Here is an 18,450-nt window from a genome sequence, read left to right on the forward strand (position 1 = left end):
CTACTCCTCCGTGTCGCTGTTTTCGGACCCGTTGTCACCCACCACCACGGTGAGATGACTGGAGCGCTTGCGCAGCACCGTGGCCCGTCCGTGTGCACGGGGCAGGAAACGCTTCTGTGTAGGACCTTCGTCCACCCAGATCCGGGTGATCACAAGATCTTCGACGGTGCTGGAGGCACTCTGATTGTTGATCAGATTGGCCACCGCGGATTTGACGGCCTTGAAAACCGGGGTTGCCGAGCGCTTGGGAGACAGCTGAAGCTGAATCAAAGCCTCGTTGACTTTCATTCCCCGCACAAGATTGGCGACAAGGCGCATCTTGCGCGGCGAGATCCGCAGATTGCGGCTGATCGCTTTGGCGTGCATGCGAATCCTTTCCAGCGCCTTAGCGCTTGCCCTTCTTGTCACCCTTCTTCTCCTTGTGCCCATGGTAGGTGCGCGTGGGGGAGAATTCACCCAGCTTGTGTCCCACCATGTTTTCGCTGACGTACACGGGAATGAACTTCTTCCCATTGTGCACGGCAAAGGTCAGTCCGATGAAGTCTGGCGAAATCACGCTGCGCCGGCTCCAGGTCTGTATCACCTTCTTGTTCAGCTGATCCTTCATCGCCAGCGCCTTGGTCTCCAGGTGCTCTTCGATGAAGGGGCCTTTCTTTACGGATCTCGGCATTCTCTGAGGCTCCTGGTCTACTTGCTCCGGCGGCGGACGATGTACTTGTCAGAAGGATTGCTCTTCTTGCGGGTCTTGTAACCCTTGGCAAGCTGGCCCCACGGTGAACACGGATGGCGTCCTCCGCTCGTGCGTCCCTCGCCACCACCCATCGGGTGATCCACCGGGTTCATGGCCACGCCTCGCACCGTGGGGCGGATGCCCTTCCAGCGGCTGCGACCGGCCTTGCCCGATGAAATGTTCATGTGATCACTGTTGCCCACCTGGCCCAGTGTGGCACGGCAATTCTCATGCACCTTGCGCACTTCCCCGGAAGGCAGCTTCAGCAGGATGTAGTTGCCGTCCTTGGCCATCACCTGGATGCGCGTACCGGCGCTGCGGCCCATCTGGGCGCCCTTGCCGATCTTCAGCTCCACGCAGTGCACGGTTTCACCCGTGGGAATGTTCTTGAGCGGCAAGCAGTTGCCGGTCTTGATCTCCGAGCCGACTCCGCTGGTGATCCAGTCGTCGACCTTCAGTCCCTGCGGGGCGATGATGTAACGTTTCTCACCGTCCTTGTAGAACAACAGGGCCAGATTGGCGCTGCGATTGGGATCGTATTCCAGGGCCGCGACGCGGGCGGGAATACCGTCCTTGTTCCGACGGAAGTCAACGATGCGCAGCTTCTGCTTGTGTCCACCGCCCTGATGGCGGCAGGTGACACGCCCCGTGTTGTTGCGGCCGCCCGTACGCTTCTTGGGCGCGATCAGGCTGCGGGTCGGGCCGTCCTTGGACAGCTCTTCCCGGGTGACCATGACCTTGAAACGGGTCGAGGGGGTGTAGGGTTTGTGTTTCTTCAGTGCCATCGGGATCTCCTAGACGCCTTCGACGATTTCGATGCGGTCACCCTGCTTGAGGGTGACGATGGCCTTCTTCCAGGAACTGCGTCGTCCCACGAACTTGCCCTGGCGCTTGAGCTTGCCAGCCACGTTCATGGTGCGCACGTCCTCGACGCTGACACCGAACTGCTTCTCGACCGCGCTCTTGATTTCCAGCTTGTTGCAGCCCTTGGCCACCACGAAGCCGTACTGATTGCGCTCATCCTGGAGCACCATCATCTTCTCGGTCAGCAGCGGATGCACGAGAACCGGTTTGTTGCTAGTCACCGTAGACCTCCTGCAGCTTGCCGACCGCGCTTTTCAGCAGCACGACCACATCGCAGTTGACGATGTCACGCACGCTGGGCTGGTCGGCGGGCTTCAGCTCGAGCTTGTAGATGTTGCGGGCAGACAGGTACAGATTGTTGTCCTGTGCACCGGTGAGGATCAGCACACGCTTGCCGTCGAGCTTGAAAGCCTTCAGCAGCCCGGCCATTCCGCTGGTACGCGGGGTATCCCAGCTGAAATCCTCAACCACGATGACGCCGTTCTCACGAGCCGCGAGGGTGAAGGCACTGCGACGGGCCAGCAGCTTGACCTTGCGGTTGATGTCCTTGTGGAAGGTCTGGGGCATGGGACCGAACACGGTTCCGCCACCCTTCATCTGGGGAGCGCGGCGCGTACCCTGACGGGCATTGCCCGTGCCCTTCTGGCGGAAGGGCTTCTTGCCTCCGCCACGCACCCGGCTGCGATTCTTCGTGGCGCGGGTTCCCTGACGACAGTTGGTCTCCTCGGCCACGACAGCCAGGTAGATCGCGTGCTCGTTCGGGGTTTCGATATTGAACAGCCCGTCAGGAAGGGTCACTTTTTCCTTGCTGGCCGTTCCGTCCACCTTGTGGAGCTGTAGTTCCATCGGTCTCTCCTACTTCCGGATTTCCAGCAGGCCATTGCGCGCTCCGGGGACCGCCCCCTTGACCAGAATCAGATTCTGATCGGGGATGATCTTCACGATCCGGAGGTTCTTCACGGAAACCCGGTCGTTGCCATGGCGGCCGGCCATCTTCATGCCACGGTAGGTCCTGGACGGGTCCGAAGACGCGCCCACGGAACCGGGTCCGCGGTACGACTCGTGCACACCATGACTCGCCTTGAAACCGGCGAAATTGTGAGCCTTCATCACACCGGTGTACCCACGTCCCTTCGAAGTACCGGACACGGTCACCATGTCGCCTTCGCGGAACGAATCACAGTTGACCTGTGCACCAACCTCGAGGGTCAGCAGGGCCGGGGCATCGAACTCCCGCAGATGGCGGGCGGGCTTGACGCCGGACTTCTTGAAATGGCCGGCCATCGGGCGGTTGGCCCGGTTGGCTCGCAGCTCGCCGAAGGAAAGCTGCACCGCAGCATAGCCGTCGGTTTCAGCCGTCTTTTTCTGTGTTACGAAACAGGGTCCAGCCTCGATCATTGTAACCGGCACGCAGTTGCCTGCCTCGTCAAAGATCTGGGTCATGCCCAGTTTGCGTCCCAGGATTGCACTCATCCGAAGACTCCCGTTCGTCAGGACTTGATCTCGATGTCCACACCCGCCGGAAGCTCGAGCTTCATCAGGGCGTCGATCGTCTTGTTCGTGGCATTCAGAATGTCAATGAGACGCTTGTGAATGCGGGTCTCGAACTGCTCGCGGGACTTCTTGTCCACGTGGGGCGAGCGGTTCACCGTCACCACGGTGCGACGGGTAGGCAGGGGAATGGGACCGGCGATGAATGCGCCCGAATCCCTGGCCGTACGGATGATCTTCTCCGTGGACATGTCGATCAGATTGTGATCGTAGGCCTTGAGGCGGATACGGATGTTCTGGTTGGCCACAACCAATTCCTTCCTATTTCGAAATCGAGGTCACCACGCCGGCGCCGATGGTGCGGCCGCCTTCGCGGATGGCGAATCGCAGATCCTGCTCCATGGCGATGGGGCTGATCAGCTCCACGGAAATCTCGACCGTGTCGCCCGGCTTGACCATCTGCACATCGGCAGGCAGGGTCACCACACCGGTCACGTCCGTCGTGCGGAAGTAGAACTGGGGACGGTAGCCCGTGAAGAAGGGCTTGTGGCGTCCACCTTCGTCCTTCGACAGCACGTACACCTTGCCGTTGAAGTTGGTGTGCGGAGTCACGCTGCCCGGCTTGACAAGGCACATCCCGCGGATGATCGCCTTCTTGTCCACACCGCGCAGCAGCAGGCCCACGTTGTCACCGGCTTCGCCGCTGTCAAGCAGCTTGCGGAACATCTCGACGCCCGTGCAGACCGTCTTGACCTTGCTGTTCATGCCGATCAGCTCGAGTTCCTCGCCGACCTTCACCACGCCACGCTCGATACGGCCGGTGGCGACGGTGCCGCGACCCGTGATCGAGAACACGTCCTCGACGGGCATCAGGAAGGGCTTGTCACGGTCGCGCTCGGGGGTGGGGATGTAATCATCCACCGCCTGCATGAGCTCCATGATGCATTCCTGCTTGCTGGCGTCGTCCGGGTTGGAAAGCGCCAGCAGCGCACTGCCGCGGATGATGGGAATCTCGTCGCCGGGGAACTCGTACTCGGTCAGCAGCTCGCGCAGCTCCATCTCGACCAGGTCCAGCAACTCGGGATCGTCCACCGCGTCGACCTTGTTCATGAACACGACCATCCTGGGCACACCCACCTGGCGGGCCAGCAGGATGTGCTCACGGGTCTGGGGCATCGGGCCGTCCGTGGCCGCCACCACCAGAATCGCGCCGTCCATCTGGGCGGCACCGGTGATCATGTTCTTCACATAGTCCGCGTGACCCGGGCAGTCCACGTGGGCATAGTGCCGGTTCGCGGTCTGGTACTCCACGTGGGCCGTGGCAATGGTGATGCCGCGTTCACGCTCTTCCGGGGCGTTGTCAATGGAGTCGAAGCTGCGCTTCTCCGCCAGTCCGGAAGCGGACAGGGCCTGGGTGATGGCCGCGGTCAGAGTGGTCTTGCCATGGTCCACGTGACCAATGGTACCCACATTGACGTGCGGCTTGGTGCGTTCGAATTTCTGCTTCGCCATCGAATACTCCGTTATCTGCCTGTCACTCAGGCTCCAACCGGAGAGCATTCCGCACCCTTTCACCAGATCTGGCGAAGTGCAGGCTCCCGGGAACCGAAAATTGTCGTCAACGGGTGCGTCGCCAACCCCTTCCGGGTGATGGGACACCACGCAGTGGTGCCGCTGATGGCACAATGCGTGTTCAGGTCGGAACCCGATTGATCACCGGGCCCGGTCGCACGGCGTCCCTGAGGAAGCCGTGTTTCCTGTTCAGCTGTTGGCTTTGCTCAGGACCTTTTCAGCGATCGACTTGGGCGCTTCTTCGTAATGGGAGAATTCCATCGTGAAGACTGCGCGGCCCTGGGTGATCGAACGCAAGGTCGTGGCATAGCCAAACATTTCAGAAAGCGGTACGGTGGCACGGATCACCTGGGCATCGCGGCGGGGTTCCATGCCACTGATGCGTCCGCGACGGGAGTTGAGGTTGCCCATCACATCTCCCATGTAGTCGTCGGGGACGACCACTTCCACGCGCATGATCGGTTCCAGCAGGATCGGATTGGCCTTGCGGGCCGCTTCCTTGAGCGCCATGGAACCGGCGATCTTGAAGGCCATTTCGCTGGAGTCCACTTCGTGGAAACCACCGTCCCAGAGGGTGACCTTGATGTCTTCCATCGGGTAACCGGCCAGCACGCCATTCTTCATGGCATCCTGGATACCCTGGGAAGTCGGATTGATGTATTCCTTGGGAATGGTGCCGCCAACGATTTCGTTGACGAACTCATACCCCTTGCCCTGCTCGTTCGGCTCGACACGAATCTTGATGTGAGCGAACTGGCCATGACCACCGGTCTGGCGCACGAAGCGCTGATCCTGCTCCACGGAGCGAGTGATCGACTCCTTGTAGGCAACCTGGGGCGTGCCCACATTGCACTCGACCTTGAACTCCTTCTTCATGCGATCGATCAGGATTTCAAGGTGCAGCTCGCCCATTCCGGAAATGGTCGTCTGACCCGTATCCGCGTCCGTGCGAACCTGGAATGTAGGATCTTCTTCGGCGAGTTTCTCGAGGGCAGTGCCCATTTTTTCCTGATCGCCCTTCGATTTCGGCTCGACGGCGATGGAAATCACCGGCTCAGGGAAGGTGATCTTCTCGAGAACGATGGGATGCTGGATATCGCAGAGGCTGTCGCCCGTGTGAATCTTCTTGAGCCCGATGGCGGCGGCGATGTCACCCGCGTGCACTTCTTCGATGTCTTCACGCTTGTTGGCGGACATCTGCAGCAGGCGCCCCATGCGTTCCTTCTTGCCGGTGGCCACATTCAGAATGGTATCACCGGTCTTGATCTTGCCCGAATAGACCCGGAAGTAGGTCAGCTTGCCCACGAAGGGATCGGTCTGGATCTTGAAGGCCAGGGCCGCGAAGGGTGCGTTCTCTTCGCAGGAGCGTTCTTCGATGGCATCGGTGTCGGGATGGTGCCCCTTGACGGGCGGGACATCCAGAGGGCTGGGCAGGTAATACGTCACCGCATCAAGCAGACGCTGCACGCCCTTGTTCTTGAAGGCACTGCCGCACATGGTGGGCACGATGCTCATGTCCACGGTAGCGGCACGCAGGGCGGCCCGCACTTCCTCGTCGGGAATGGCTTCGCCGGCAAGGAATTTTTCCATCAACTGGTCGTCGTAGTCGGCTACCGCTTCGAGCATCTTCTCGCGATACTCGGCCGCGATGTCCAGCATGTCGCCGGGGATGTCCACTTCCTCGAACAGGGAGCCCATGGACTGCTCGTTGTAGAGCACGGCCTTCATGGAAATCAGGTCAATCAGGCCCGTGAAGATGTCACCGGCCCCGATGGGGATGGTGATGGCCACGGGATTGGCACCCAGGCGGGTACGCATGGCATCCAGCACGGCGTAGAAGTCCGCACCCGTTCGGTCCATCTTGTTGACGAAGGCGATGCGGGGCACGTTGTACTTGTCGGCCTGACGCCAGACGGTTTCGGACTGGGGCTCGACACCGCCCACGGCACAGAAGAGGGCAACCGCGCCGTCGAGGATGCGCAGACTGCGCTCCACTTCAGCGGTGAAGTCCACGTGGCCCGGGGTGTCGATGATGTTGATGTGATAGTCTTTCCAGGACGTGCTGATGGCGGCGGAGGTGATGGTGATGCCTCGGGCCTTCTCCTGCTCCATCCAGTCCATCACAGCGCCACCTTCATGGACCTCGCCCATCTTGTGGACACGCCCCGTGTAATAGAGGATGCGCTCACTGGTCGTGGTCTTGCCGGCATCGATGTGGGCCATGATGCCGATGTTGCGCGTGTTCTTGAGAACTTCCTGGAAACTCATGTCAGTTCAACAGCCTTTCGTGGGCGCGAGGCACGGGGTGCCTCGCGGTGCTACCAGCGGAAATGGGCAAACGCCTTGTTGGCCTCGGCCATACGATGCACGTCCTCGCGCTTGCGGAAGGCTCCGCCTTCCTTCTTGAAGGCAGCGATCAACTCGTTTGCCAGACGCATCGAGAAGTTCTTGTCGCCGCGAGCACGGGAGAAATTGATGACCCAGCGAATCGCCAGTGCCGTCTTGCGTGCCGGGCGGATTTCCACAGGCACCTGGTAGGTGGAACCACCCACACGGCGGCTTTTCACTTCCAGCACGGGTTCGACATTGCGGATGGCCGTGGTGAACACTTCCAGTCCGTCTTCCCCGGTCCGTTCCTTGGCGATGTCGATCGCCTTGTAGAACTGACGCTCAGCAACTGACTTCTTGCCAGAGTACATCATGCTGTTCATGAACTTCGTGGCCAGGACCGATCCGTACATGGGATCAGGCAGGATCTCTCGTTTCTGGGGACGGCGTCTGCGCATGGGATGATTCCGTTGTTGTTCTGGTTCTGACTTGACCCGACAGCGACCGGTCGCTTACTTCGGGCGTTTGGTTCCGTACTTGGAGCGGCCCTGCTTGCGGCCGTCCACACCACTGGCATCCAGGGCACCCCGGACGATGTGATAACGCACGCCCGGAAGATCCTTCACACGACCACCACGCACCAGAACGATGCTGTGCTCCTGAAGGTTGTGACCTTCACCCGGGATGTAGGCAGTCACTTCGATGCCGCTGGTCAACCGGACTCGCGCAATCTTGCGCAAGGCGGAATTCGGCTTCTTCGGAGTGGTGGTCTTCACCTGGGTGCAGACTCCGCGACGCTGGGGGCAACGCTTCAAAGCCGGGCTGTTCTGCTTGACGACGGCCTTCTTGCGGCCCTGTCGTACTAACTGGCTGATCGTCGGCACTCTCTTCTCCTCCAAAATTTGCAAGCCCAAAGTTTAACACAGCTCAATCTTGAATGCAATAGAGCCTCAGGCAGGAAAACACGACAAGCCCTCGAAGAAGCGGCTTGGTCGGCGATTTTGAGTTTGCGATTCGCCGATGGCTATATTGCCGGCCTCAGCACGACGCTGAATCGCATACCATAGAACCGGGAGCACGCATCCATGAATACCGTCTTGAGCAATCTGGGCATCCAGTCCATCAATCCTGGCGCCTCCACCGGATCCCGCTGGCTGGACTGCACGGGGTCGGAACTGACCTCCACGAGCCCTTCCACCGGGAAAGACCTGGCCAAGGTAACCCAGTGTGAACTGCCGGAATACGAAAAAGTCATGGAGTGTGCCGCCAGGGCCTTCATCGATTGGCGCATGGTACCAGCCCCCGTTCGTGGCGAACTGGTTCGTCAGGTGGGTCATGAACTGCGCCTGCACAAGGAAGACCTGGGTCGGCTGGTGTCCATGGAAATGGGCAAGATCCTTCAGGAAGGTCTGGGCGAGGTCCAGGAGATGATCGACATCTGCGACCTGGCCGTGGGCATGTCCCGCCAGCTCTACGGACTCACCACCCACAGTGAGCGCTCGCGCCACCGGATGTACGAACAGTGGCATCCCCTGGGCATCGTGGGCGTGATCAGCGCCTTCAACTTCCCGGTGGCCGTCTGGGCCTGGAACACCATGATCGCGCTGGTCTGCGGCGATGTGGTGGTCTGGAAGCCTTCCAGCAAGACTCCGCTGACCGCGCTGGCCTGCCAGCGCATCATCGGTCGTGTGCTCGAGCGCAATGGATACTCCGAAGGCATCTGCAACCTGGTGATCGGCAAGGGTTCCACCGTGGGCGACCGCCTGTCTCACGACACCCGCGTCCCCCTGATCAGTGCCACAGGCAGCACCCCCATGGGTCAGCGTCTGGCGGGCATCGTGGCCCAGCGTCTGGGCCGCACGATCCTCGAGCTGGGCGGCAACAACGCGATCATCGTGACACCGGACGCGGACCTGAATCTGGCCATTCCCAGCATCACCTTCGGCGCGGTGGGCACGGCTGGCCAGCGCTGCACGAGCACCCGGCGCATCATCGTGCACTCCAGCATCGCCGGCACGCTGACCGACAAGCTGCAGGCCGCCTACCGTACGATCCGGATCGGCGATCCGCTGGCCGACGGCACCCTGATGGGTCCGCTGATCGACAAGGGTGCCGTGGGCGACATGATGAACGCCATCGAGAAGGTGAAGGCCCAGGGAGGTGAGATTCTCTGTGGTGGCGAGGTGCTCAGCGGCCCGGGATATGAGAGTGGCTGTTTCGTGACACCGGCCATCGCCAGGGTGAAGAATGACTTCGACATCGTGCAGGAAGAGACCTTCGCGCCCATCCTGTACATCATTGAGTACACGGATCTGGCCGAGGCGCTGGCACTGCAGAATGGCGTACCCCAGGGCCTCTCGAGCGCGATCTTCACCAACAACTTCCTCGAGAGCGAAGCCTTCCTGTCACACGAAGGCAGCGATTGCGGCATCGCCAACGTGAATCTGGGCACCTCGGGCGCCGAGATCGGTCTGGCCTTCGGGGGCGAGAAGGATACGGGCGGCGGGCGCGAATCGGGCAGCGATGCCTGGAAGACCTACATGCGTCGTCAGTCCAACACGCTCAACTGGTCGGGGACCACGGCCCTGGCCCAGGGCATCCACTTCGACCTGTAGACGCCCCACCTCCAGCAACGACAAGGGCCCGCGGAATCTCTTCCGCGGGCCCTTCTTCTTGTCATCGGCGGTCCGTCAGTCGGTCGCGCGCACCTGGAAGAGCCGCAGCTCGTCTCCCACCTCGGGCCAGTCCAGCGATGTGTCCGTCGTGGTGGTGTGCAGGGTGAAGACTCCATCGAGGCCCGCGCTGTACACAGCGTAGCTGCCGGCACCCTCCACGGCCGCCCAGCTGAGGTGCAGGAAGCCCGGAACCGCGCGATCGATCTGGATCACAGGAGCCGCAAGCACGGCCGGCGGAATCACGTTGAAGAGCCCGTTGTCGGCCGCCAGATTCAGCGATGGGCTGGCATCCCGGGCATAGAGGTACCAGGAAATCTGACTGCCCGCGCCCTGCCCCGGGATCAGCATCTGCCAGCTGTCGCCGCCCATGGGCGTCGCCAGCACGGACACGCCGGCTCCTCCATTGACCGAATAGCCGGCGACCACCTCCGAGATGCCGCAGGGGTCCGTGATCTCGAGCAGCATCTGGTAGGGACCCACACTGTCCTCCGTATCCAGGAAGGGCAGTGTGACAAGCAGCCCGGGCGCGGTCAGATCGGAGGCGCAGGCGTCCAGCACCATGAAGGAGTGTTCGACGACCGTGTCATTGAAGTTGCTGCTGTTGTCCAAGGCCACCACCTGGTAGGTGATCTGGCTGCCCCCGGGAGCCGCCGGAATGCTGGCCGAGTAGACATCGCCACCCAGAGGCTGCATCGGGATCTCGAACCAGTTGCCCTGATCCAGCTGGTGGCGCAGGGTCACGGAGAACAGCGAGCACTCGTCGGTGACCGTCGCCAGCACAGGATAGTCCTGAACGGTCTCCCAGGTGTCGGCCAGCGGCACATGGCTCAGGGAGGGTGGAAGCGCATCGATCTCACAGGGCTCCGGCGGCGACATCAGCAGCAGGGCTTCGTAGGCGTTCACCCGGCCATAGCCGGTCTGCGAATCCCAGCCGGCCGTGCCCATGTCCACGGCCGATGCTCGCAGCAGGTCGCGGATCTCGGCAGGTGTCACATTGGGATCCGCACCGCGCAGCAGTCCGGCGATGCCCGCCACCTGGGGCGTGGCGCCCGAGGTGCCATTCATGTTGTTGATGTAGCCGTTGATGGTGGCGCTGCGCAGCTTCACGCCGGGCGCCATCACATCCAGGCCCGTGCCGTAGTTGCTGCCCCACCAGGTCTCGCCATCGCAGCTGCTGGGCGACTTGCGCTCGTTGCAGGGCGAGAGCGCGCCCACCGCGAAGCAGTTGGCATACTTCGCGGGATAGGAGACCGTGCTGACATTCTCGTTGCCCGCCGCGGCCACGACGAACACACCCGCGTTGAAGGCCGTGTTGATCGCCGAGTTGAAGGTGCTGCTGTAGGCTCCGCCACCCAGGCTCATGCTGATCACATCGGCGCCGTTGCTGCGGGCCCAGTTCACACCTGCCACCACGTCCGTGGTGGAGCCATTGCCCGATGCATTGAGCACTTTCACGGGCATCAGCCGGGCCAGCCAGTCCACGCCCGTGACACCGGTCCCGTTGTTGGAGAGTGCCGCGGCCAGCGAGCCACAGGCAGTTCCATGCATGTTGTCGTCGTCGGCGGTGGCATCGTTGTTCACGAAGTCGTACCCCGCCACGATCTTGCTCTGCAGGTCCGGGTGATTCAGGTCGATGCCCGTATCCACGATGGCGATGGTGACCGTGCTGGATCCGGTGCTCAGATCCCAGGCCTGGTCCGCATCGATGTCGCAATCCACGGTGCCGTTGCCCGGCGACTGACCCGTGTTGCGCAGTGCCCACTGCTGGGTGAAATAGGTGTCGTTCGGGGTGAGGCAGGCACTGACCATCCAGTCGCGTTCGGCCCACTCCACCTCGGGGCGCGCGCTCCAGGCGGCGATCTCGGTGGCCAGATCGGAACCGGCGGCCAGTTCCACGATCAGATCACGGTCCAGTCCACCTTCGCGTGCCGGTCCGTCCACGGACTGATTCCAGAGCAGGGCCCGGGATGAGCGAACAGCACGCTCGGAGGCGAAGCGGGCCAACTCGGGAAGATCCTGCAACTGGGCCTGGCCGCTGCGCAGTGCCGGCAGGAAGGAATCGCGCACGCGCACGACCAGTCGGTCCCTCACGCAGGGCGGCAGTCCGGAGTCGGCAATGGCCCATTCGGGCAGCTGGGGAAGTCCGGAATCCGGCGCCAGGGCCGACGCACCCGATGCAAGCAGTCCGCTGAGCAGGAACAAGGTGAGGGAACGCATGAAAGGGCCTTTCAATCAGTCCAAAGGAAGAGCTCTCCCATGCCTCGACATGGGCGCAGTCTTCTGGATGTCGTGTTTGACGGTTGGGTCGGCCGCAAGTCTATGACAAGCAGGACAGGAATCAAAGCATATCCTGCCTGCTGGAAACCCATCCGGGAGATGGTCAGGGCTCAGCCAGGGACATCAGACCTGGCCAGTCAGCTGGTGACAACGCTCGTCGATGGGCTGAGCGAGCGCGGTGCCCGCAGCGTCAGCATCGACGCCAGCAATCCGGGCAGCGGCCTCCACTTCTACCGTCCTGAGGCCCGGGGCCAGGTCCGGACCCGCAAGATGGTCCTGCAGAAGCAAGCAACACTGTTCAGGGAGTTCGGCGAATTCCACTGAACACAAAGTCCCCGGTGTGACATGGTCGCACCGGGGATCTCAGGTCCGGGAGATTCGGGATCCGCGCACCCGTTACTTGAGCAACAGCATTCGTTCCGATCGAAGATCGCTTCCGCTGCGCAGCGTGATGAGGTAGACACCACTGGCAAGAGCACTGCCATTGAAGGGAACACGGCGCAGGCCCGCTGCCTGGTAGCCCTCCTCCAGCAGGGCCACGAGTCCGCCCTGGAGATCGTGGACGGTCAACTGCACGACCGCCCCCTGCCGCAGCCGGTACTCAATCGTCGTGGACGGATTGAATGGGTTCGGCCAGTTTCCCAGCAGTTCAAGACTGGTCGGAAGCAGCCCGGTCGGCCCCCGATCCGGGACGGACACATCCGCTTCACGGATCACGATCGCGTTGGGCGTGATCAGGCCGGCCGTTCCATTGGCCACGAACTCGCGCACATATGCACCTGTCCCATCGAACAACTTGACCGAATGGGTCAGCCCATTGCCGATCAGGATCTGCCCGTTCGCGAAGAAATCCACTCCTTCGGCCTGCCCCAGGCCCGTGATGAAGGAGCCCAGCCAGACACCGTCCTCGTCAAAGCGACTGACGACACCGCTGTTGTAATCCAGGACGCGCAGTTCACTGCCTGCGAACCACAGATTCGTGGGGCCCACCAGGGTCTGCTGGATGAACAATCCCAGATCATTGCCTTCGGGATCGAAGCGGCGCACCGTCGCACCGTAGTAGGAGGACACATACAGATTCAACTGGGCGTCCCAGTCCAGTCCGATGCCTGACGTCACACCCGCCGTGGTGAACGCGCCCAGCGACGTGCCATCCAGCTCGTAGCGGCGCACGGTGCCGTTGCCGCCCCATTGCAGCACATACAGCAGACCGTCGGCGCCGATCTTCATGCGGGTGGGGTTGGCCAGACCGGTGGCGAAATTGCCCAGGTAACTGCCTGTCGAAAGGTCGTAGCGCGTGATGCGCCCGGAGTTGAAATTGGAGACCAGCACTTCCTGCATCTCATCCAGGAAGAGGATGTCCTGGGGCCAGGACAGGTTGGAGTTGATGTAGATCTGGGCATTCTCCCCGTTCTCGTCCACCCGCAGGATCTGTCCGGGCAGCGTGCTGAGGTTGCCCGCATCGCAGATGAAGATCTCGGTGGCATGCACGTGCAGTGCCGTGGCAAGGCAAAGCCATGCCGCCACGAAAAGACCTGGCAGGAAAAACATGAGGCCTCCACTTGATGCTGGAACTGAGGCCATGGGGAACGGAGTCTGTGCAGCCCGCAATGTGCGGATGAGATGGCGGGAATGCGAGGCGGATCGTCATCGGCGGAAATCAGCGAAGGTCCGGATCAGAAGGTCGGGTCCTGTGCTGGGCCGGTGCGTCAGGGAGCCGTGCGACAGATCCGGAAACCGATGCCCGGATTCGGATAATCCACACCGTAGGTCACCCTCGCGGCGCACCTGAGCAAGTCTGCACCGTTGCCCCAGTACCCACCGCGGATCACATGGGGGCCGGTGGTCGCGGGACCCAGTGGGTCGATTCGATCGATGGAATCGTAGCTCTCGAAGCAGTCGCCCACCCATTCCCAGACATTGCCGGACAAGTCGGAGAAGCCAAGCGAGCTGCGCCCACCTGGATACGCCCCCACCGGCGTGGTCCATCCACGCACAAGGTGATTGGCCAGCTCGGGAGTCGCCTCGGCGTCGCCCCAGGGCCAGCTGCGACCATCCGGGTAACGGGCGGCATGTTCCCACTCGGCTTCGGTGGGCAGGCGATAGCCACTGGCCCGGTAGGGATCGTGGTTCCGGTCCTGGATGAAGTTCCCGTCGTAGTACGGCGGCAACCCCTGCTGCAGGCTGAGCCAGTCGCAGTACGCGGCGGCCCCGCGCCAGGTCACCATGGTCACCGGATGGTCGGCAGGATCATACCCTCCCGGCCAGGCAGTCGTGGCACGCAAGTCGGCGGCCTGCCGGAGAAAGAAGACCCCGTCCTGAAACCCGATCTCGCTGGCAGGATCGCCCATGTCCAGCAGGTTGATCGTCAGGTTGGAGCCCGGCAGCACAACCCTGTTGAAGTCCAGCTGGCAATGGCCATTCTCCCAGGCCCACTGCAGAGCATCCCGATACTCGGCGTTGGTCACCTCGAAGCGCCCCAGCAGGAAGGACCGGCTCAGGCGGACCCCATGCTCTGGTTCGGCCCGCCCGACTCCCTCCTGCCCCATGACGAACTGTCCCGCGGGCACGGCAATCATGGATGGGGATGATGACGAGTCGGAGTCGTCGGGAGCACAGGCCTGCAACAGCAGGGCACCCACGAGAGGAAAAAGGTGGCCAAGGCACAGGTTCAACTTGCTCATGACGGGCCTCCGTGAATGTAGGTGACGGCATGCTTCTGGTCGGCAGATCGACGTGTGTGATGCGCCCGGCGTCGACTCCAGGCACATGCACTGTCTGCATTTCATCCCGCACTGGAGTGTCATCAAGCCACGACACCTCGGGTTCAGGATGGTCCGGACAGGTCAGCGGACAGTGCCCACACCCTTGCAAGGCACAGGCGATGTGCGCGGGTGCCCGCATCACGGACACCTGTTCCTGTTCGGTGGGAATCGGAGATCTCCACCATCCAGAACTTCATGGTGCCGTACGACAGATCCGGAAGCCAATGCCGGGATAGGGAGAATCCGAACCAAAATTGACCCTGGCCGCACATTTCAGCAATTCGGGTCCGTTGCCCCAGTACCCACCGCGGATCACATGGGGGCCGGAGGTTGCGGGGCCCAGGGGGTCCGTCCATTCAATGGAATCGTAGGCTTCGTAGCTGTCTCCGACCCATTCCCAGACATTGCCGGACAAGTCGCTGAATCCCAGCGAGCTGCGCCCTTCGGGATACGCCCCCACTGGGGTAGTCCAGCCACGTACCAGATGGTTGGCCAGCTCGGGAGTTGCCTCGGCGTCGCCCCAGGGCCAGCTGCGACCATCCGGGTAACGGGCGGCATGTTCCCATTCGGCTTCGGTGGGCAGGCGATATCCGTTTGCCCGGTAGGGATCGTGATTCCGGTCCTGAATGAAGTTCCCATCGTAATACGGCGGCAGCCCCAGCCGCAGACTCAGCCAGTCGCAGTATACAGCGGCCCCCAGCCAGGTCACCATGGTCACCGGGTGATCGGCAGGATCGTAGCCTCCCGGCCAGGCAATCGCGGCACGCAGATCAGGGGCTTGCCTGAGCAGGAAGACCCCGTTCAGGAATTCGATCTCGCAGGCGGGATCGCCCATGTCCATCAGGTTGATCGTCAGGTGGGAACTGGGCAGAACAACCCGATGGAATTCCACCGCACAAAGCCCATTGTCCCAGGCCCACTGCAAGGCATCACGGTACTCGGCGTTCGTCACCTCGAAGCGCCCCAGCAGGAAGGACCGGCTCAGGCTGACCTGATGCTCGGGTTCGGCCCGGGTGACTCCCTCCTGCCCCATGACGAATTGTCCCGCGGGCACGGCAATCATGGCCGGGGACGGTACCCAGTCGGAGTCGCCGGGAGCACAGGCTTGCAACAGCATGGCGCTCACGGAAGGAAGAAGGTGAGTCCGGTACATACTCAACAGCTTCAACAATGGCCTCACGAAACAAATGGAGTGCAAGAAGGGCTTTCCGCAACGGCTCATGATTGATCGGAGTCAAGAACGCGGTCCCTGGCAATCTGTTCCGGAGATCTCCAATCGGCCGGGCAAGGGCCATGATGCTCTTGGGAATACTGGCCTGTGTGTGCTGTCAGCGCGTTCGGGCGGGGGATGCAAGTCACTGCGGATGGCTTCAGTCAACCCTCCGGTCGGCCGATCCTCCCGGTCGTTCTCGCCCGTCCAGCTCCTTCAGTGCCTCCAACCTCCGGGAGTGTCACGGCTGTGGGCAGCTCACGCGAAGTTGACTCTGTCGCACAGAGCAATCAGCCGTGACGCCGCGGGTCCTTGCGACCGGAAGAGGCTGAGTTCCTTGGCCAAAGAGCCCAAGGCTGCAAGAGCTCTACGAGAGGTCGGTCTTCGGGCTTCAGGACTCCAGCTACCTGCAGGAAAGCACAACGGCCGCAAAGCGGCCGTTGTGCTTTATCAGGATTTGTCAAGCCAACATCTTCAGGAGCGTCGCCCTACTTCAACAACAGCATTCTTTTTGTCTCACGAGAACCGGCGGCTTCCAGAGTGTAGAAGTAGACACCGCTGGACAGTCCAGCCGCATCGAAAGACAGCTGGTGGCTGCCGCGCTCGGTCAGGCCATCCAGCAGCACGGCGACCCGACGGCCCTGGAGGTCCGTGACACTCAGACGGGCCTGCAGGGTTTCGTGCAGCGTGAAGGACAGCGTGGTCGTGGGATTGAAAGGATTGGGATGATTCGCATCCAGCTGGAAGGCCACGGGACGATCCGTGGTCGCGGCGGAGCCGTTGCCCTGATTGACAAGCTCGAGGATCTCGCTCTCATCCAGCTCACGATCGTAGATGCGCAACTCGTCCAGCAGTCCATTCAGGGGCTCGCGCTCCCAGGGATGGGGATGACCGGCCAGCCATTGACCAATGGTCGTCAACTCGGAAGGTGATACACCGGCGCCCCCGCTGGCCAGCAGAGTACCATCCAGCCAGACCTGCAGGCCGCCGCCCGACTGCTGGAAGAGAAAATGATAGGATTGCCCTTCAGCGACAGCGTTGGGCCCACTGCTCAGGGCCACTCCGCCCGCCCAGATCTGCATCGAGTTGTCCAGCGGTGCGAAGCCCAAGGCGAAGTTCTGCAGGGGATTGCTGATGATCTCATGCCAATCCGTGTAGCCGTAGGTCAGGCCATCAAAGCGGACCCAGCCGCTGACGGCCCAAGGGCCACCGCTCAGGGGAATGCTGACGCTTACATAGTCATCGATCCCGTCGAAGTCCGCCGCCTGGCCAATCAGGCCGTTGTCATAGACAAGGCCGCCACTCGGCGTTCCGTGGTGGCCATTGCCCGAGGAATCCAGGGTGTTTCCCTCAAACTCATAATGGGCCAGCAGCCCGGAGGTCGGAAGGGCCTGCAAGCTGCCCGCCAGGGCCAAGGCGCAAAGTATCTGGGCTTTCATTGGAGTTCTCCTTGTCAAGCTGGTTGCGGATTCGAGGGTGACCAGGAATCCGGGAGACCCCTGAAAATGCCAATTTTTGCAACTATTGTGCCATAGCAAATTGCTTGAAAAACAATGATTTCTGGAAATTTGCAGCCAGAATGTGTTCAGAATCCGGCCCAATGTCTGATCCGAATCAGACAACCTGGAATGGTTCAACGGGAAGGAGTGCCTGGTTCAGGCGTTCTCCTGCTCCAGAGGAAGCAGCCTTGAATCCTCCAGTGCGGCCACCCGATGCGCAAGAACGGGCAAATAGTCAGGGTTTGAGGCGAAGGCCAGGAAGGATTGCAGACTGGCCTGTTTCACAAGAAGCACCGCATCCCAGCGTTCTTCCACCGGGCCAATGAAAAAAGGTCCACCACGGCCGAAGAAAAGCACCTCGCCACCGGACTGCTCCAGACAGGGCAATGTTTCACGCATGTAACGACGATAGGCTTCTTCCCCACTGATCGCCTGCTCCGGGGCCATGTCGGGATATGCCGAGTAATCGGCGACTTCCCGGAAGCGGAGCAGATTCAGCATCACCACGGGACCGCTGATCCCCCGGCTGAATAGCTCACGCCCGGCGTCCTGGGTGGGCTCGAGATGATGGGATGTGGTGTGCTTACTCATTGTGCGTCTCCTTTGAGTCTTCTCGAAACGGATCAGCGTGCGAAGATGAGCCACCAGAATTGGTCGCCCTTCCACTCCCAGACATTGCCGGCCATGTCATCGATTCCCAGCTCGCTGCGTCCGCCGGGGTAGCTGCCCACGGGCATGGACCACCCACTGCCCAGATGGTTCGCCCGTTCGGACGACACCTCGACCTCACCCCAGGGCAAGGTTCTGCCAACATCATAGCGGGCGGCGCGCTCCCATTCGGCTTGGGTGGGCAGACGGTAGCTGCCGTGATGGATACCGATCACGCTGTTGATCTCGCTCGAAGGATCGGATATCCGGCTGGTTCCATGCACGAAGCCGTTTCTTTTACTTGCAAATCAAGACCCGCCGGAATAGTTTGTTCGAACTCCGAACTAAGTCTGAATCGCCGCCGACCGCGGCCTGGCCCCCTGGAGACCGG

General features: G+C 61.7%; 20 protein-coding genes. 2 read left to right on the forward strand and 18 right to left on the reverse strand.

What is annotated here, in order from left to right; genetic code table 11:
• From rplV to H6678_00625, 11 genes are all read right to left on the reverse strand, one after another.
• Window positions 1-366: a 50S ribosomal protein L22 gene (gene rplV, locus H6678_00575; protein MCB9472286.1), complete on the reverse strand. Its 366-nt coding sequence runs from the start codon at window positions 364-366 to the stop codon at window positions 1-3.
• A 19-nt stretch (window positions 367-385) separates the two neighbouring features.
• On the reverse strand, window positions 386-670 hold the full coding sequence (gene rpsS / locus H6678_00580; protein ID MCB9472287.1) for a 30S ribosomal protein S19: 285 nt from the start codon (window positions 668-670) through the stop codon (window positions 386-388).
• Window positions 671-687: 17 nt separating this feature from the next.
• Window positions 688-1,515, reverse strand: coding sequence for a 50S ribosomal protein L2 (rplB, locus tag H6678_00585; GenBank protein ID MCB9472288.1), 828 nt, complete (start codon window positions 1,513-1,515; stop codon window positions 688-690).
• Between the two features lie 9 nt (window positions 1,516-1,524).
• Window positions 1,525-1,815, reverse strand: coding sequence for a 50S ribosomal protein L23 (gene rplW / locus H6678_00590; GenBank protein ID MCB9472289.1), 291 nt, complete (start codon window positions 1,813-1,815; stop codon window positions 1,525-1,527).
• A complete protein-coding gene (gene rplD, locus H6678_00595; protein ID MCB9472290.1) occupies window positions 1,808-2,440 on the reverse strand; it encodes a 50S ribosomal protein L4 in 633 nt (210 codons plus the stop codon). Before rplD ends, rplW begins: the two co-directional genes overlap by 8 nt.
• Before the next feature lie 9 nt (window positions 2,441-2,449).
• The gene (gene rplC, locus H6678_00600) at window positions 2,450-3,067 is read right to left on the reverse strand and encodes a 50S ribosomal protein L3 (protein ID MCB9472291.1); all 618 of its coding nucleotides are present in this window, start codon (window positions 3,065-3,067) and stop codon (window positions 2,450-2,452) included.
• Window positions 3,068-3,084: 17 nt separating this feature from the next.
• Entirely contained in the window at window positions 3,085-3,393 is a 309-nt protein-coding gene (gene rpsJ, locus H6678_00605; GenBank protein ID MCB9472292.1) for a 30S ribosomal protein S10, read from the reverse strand.
• 13 nt (window positions 3,394-3,406) lie between these two features.
• Window positions 3,407-4,597 (reverse strand): elongation factor Tu, encoded by a 1,191-nt coding sequence (gene tuf / locus H6678_00610; protein ID MCB9472293.1) that lies wholly within the window; start codon window positions 4,595-4,597, stop codon window positions 3,407-3,409.
• Window positions 4,598-4,846: 249 nt separating this feature from the next.
• Complete coding sequence (gene fusA, locus H6678_00615; protein ID MCB9472294.1) at window positions 4,847-6,925, reverse strand: elongation factor G; 2,079 nt, start codon at window positions 6,923-6,925, stop codon at window positions 4,847-4,849.
• Window positions 6,926-6,975: 50 nt separating this feature from the next.
• Entirely contained in the window at window positions 6,976-7,443 is a 468-nt protein-coding gene (gene rpsG / locus H6678_00620) for a 30S ribosomal protein S7 (GenBank protein MCB9472295.1), read from the reverse strand.
• Window positions 7,444-7,497: 54 nt separating this feature from the next.
• Complete coding sequence (locus H6678_00625) at window positions 7,498-7,869, reverse strand: 30S ribosomal protein S12 (protein MCB9472296.1); 372 nt, start codon at window positions 7,867-7,869, stop codon at window positions 7,498-7,500.
• 201 nt (window positions 7,870-8,070) lie between these two features.
• Between H6678_00625 and H6678_00630 the strand changes: the two genes are divergently transcribed.
• Window positions 8,071-9,600 (forward strand): aldehyde dehydrogenase family protein, encoded by a 1,530-nt coding sequence (locus H6678_00630; GenBank protein ID MCB9472297.1) that lies wholly within the window; start codon window positions 8,071-8,073, stop codon window positions 9,598-9,600.
• Window positions 9,601-9,675: 75 nt separating this feature from the next.
• Here the strand turns inward: H6678_00630 and H6678_00635 are convergent, their stop codons facing one another.
• Window positions 9,676-11,877, reverse strand: coding sequence for a peptidase S8 (locus tag H6678_00635; GenBank protein ID MCB9472298.1), 2,202 nt, complete (start codon window positions 11,875-11,877; stop codon window positions 9,676-9,678).
• A 204-nt stretch (window positions 11,878-12,081) separates the two neighbouring features.
• Here H6678_00635 and H6678_00640 point away from each other — a divergent pair, with 204 nt between their 5' ends.
• Complete coding sequence (locus H6678_00640) at window positions 12,082-12,261, forward strand: hypothetical protein (GenBank protein ID MCB9472299.1); 180 nt, start codon at window positions 12,082-12,084, stop codon at window positions 12,259-12,261.
• A 72-nt stretch (window positions 12,262-12,333) separates the two neighbouring features.
• On the opposite strand, the gene H6678_00645 is transcribed toward H6678_00640, so the two are convergent.
• The 6 genes from H6678_00645 to H6678_00670 form a co-directional block, all read right to left on the reverse strand.
• The gene (locus H6678_00645) at window positions 12,334-13,488 is read right to left on the reverse strand and encodes a T9SS type A sorting domain-containing protein (GenBank protein MCB9472300.1); all 1,155 of its coding nucleotides are present in this window, start codon (window positions 13,486-13,488) and stop codon (window positions 12,334-12,336) included.
• Between the two features lie 158 nt (window positions 13,489-13,646).
• Window positions 13,647-14,621, reverse strand: a complete 975-nt coding sequence (locus H6678_00650) for an SUMF1/EgtB/PvdO family nonheme iron enzyme (protein ID MCB9472301.1) — start codon at window positions 14,619-14,621, stop codon at window positions 13,647-13,649.
• A gap of 274 nt (window positions 14,622-14,895) precedes the next feature.
• Window positions 14,896-15,819 carry an SUMF1/EgtB/PvdO family nonheme iron enzyme gene (locus H6678_00655; protein ID MCB9472302.1) on the reverse strand — a complete coding sequence of 308 codons (924 nt, stop codon included), beginning with the start codon at window positions 15,817-15,819 and terminating at the stop codon, window positions 14,896-14,898.
• A gap of 581 nt (window positions 15,820-16,400) precedes the next feature.
• Window positions 16,401-17,351, reverse strand: a complete 951-nt coding sequence (locus H6678_00660) for a T9SS type A sorting domain-containing protein (protein ID MCB9472303.1) — start codon at window positions 17,349-17,351, stop codon at window positions 16,401-16,403.
• 216 nt (window positions 17,352-17,567) lie between these two features.
• On the reverse strand, window positions 17,568-18,002 hold the full coding sequence (locus tag H6678_00665; protein MCB9472304.1) for a DUF1330 domain-containing protein: 435 nt from the start codon (window positions 18,000-18,002) through the stop codon (window positions 17,568-17,570).
• Between the two features lie 32 nt (window positions 18,003-18,034).
• Entirely contained in the window at window positions 18,035-18,343 is a 309-nt protein-coding gene (locus H6678_00670; GenBank protein MCB9472305.1) for an SUMF1/EgtB/PvdO family nonheme iron enzyme, read from the reverse strand.
• Window positions 18,344-18,450: the final 107 nt, after the last annotated feature.

Source organism: Candidatus Delongbacteria bacterium, from assembly GCA_020634015.1.
Classification (GTDB): Bacteria; CAIWAD01; CAIWAD01; order CAIWAD01; family CAIWAD01; genus JACKCN01.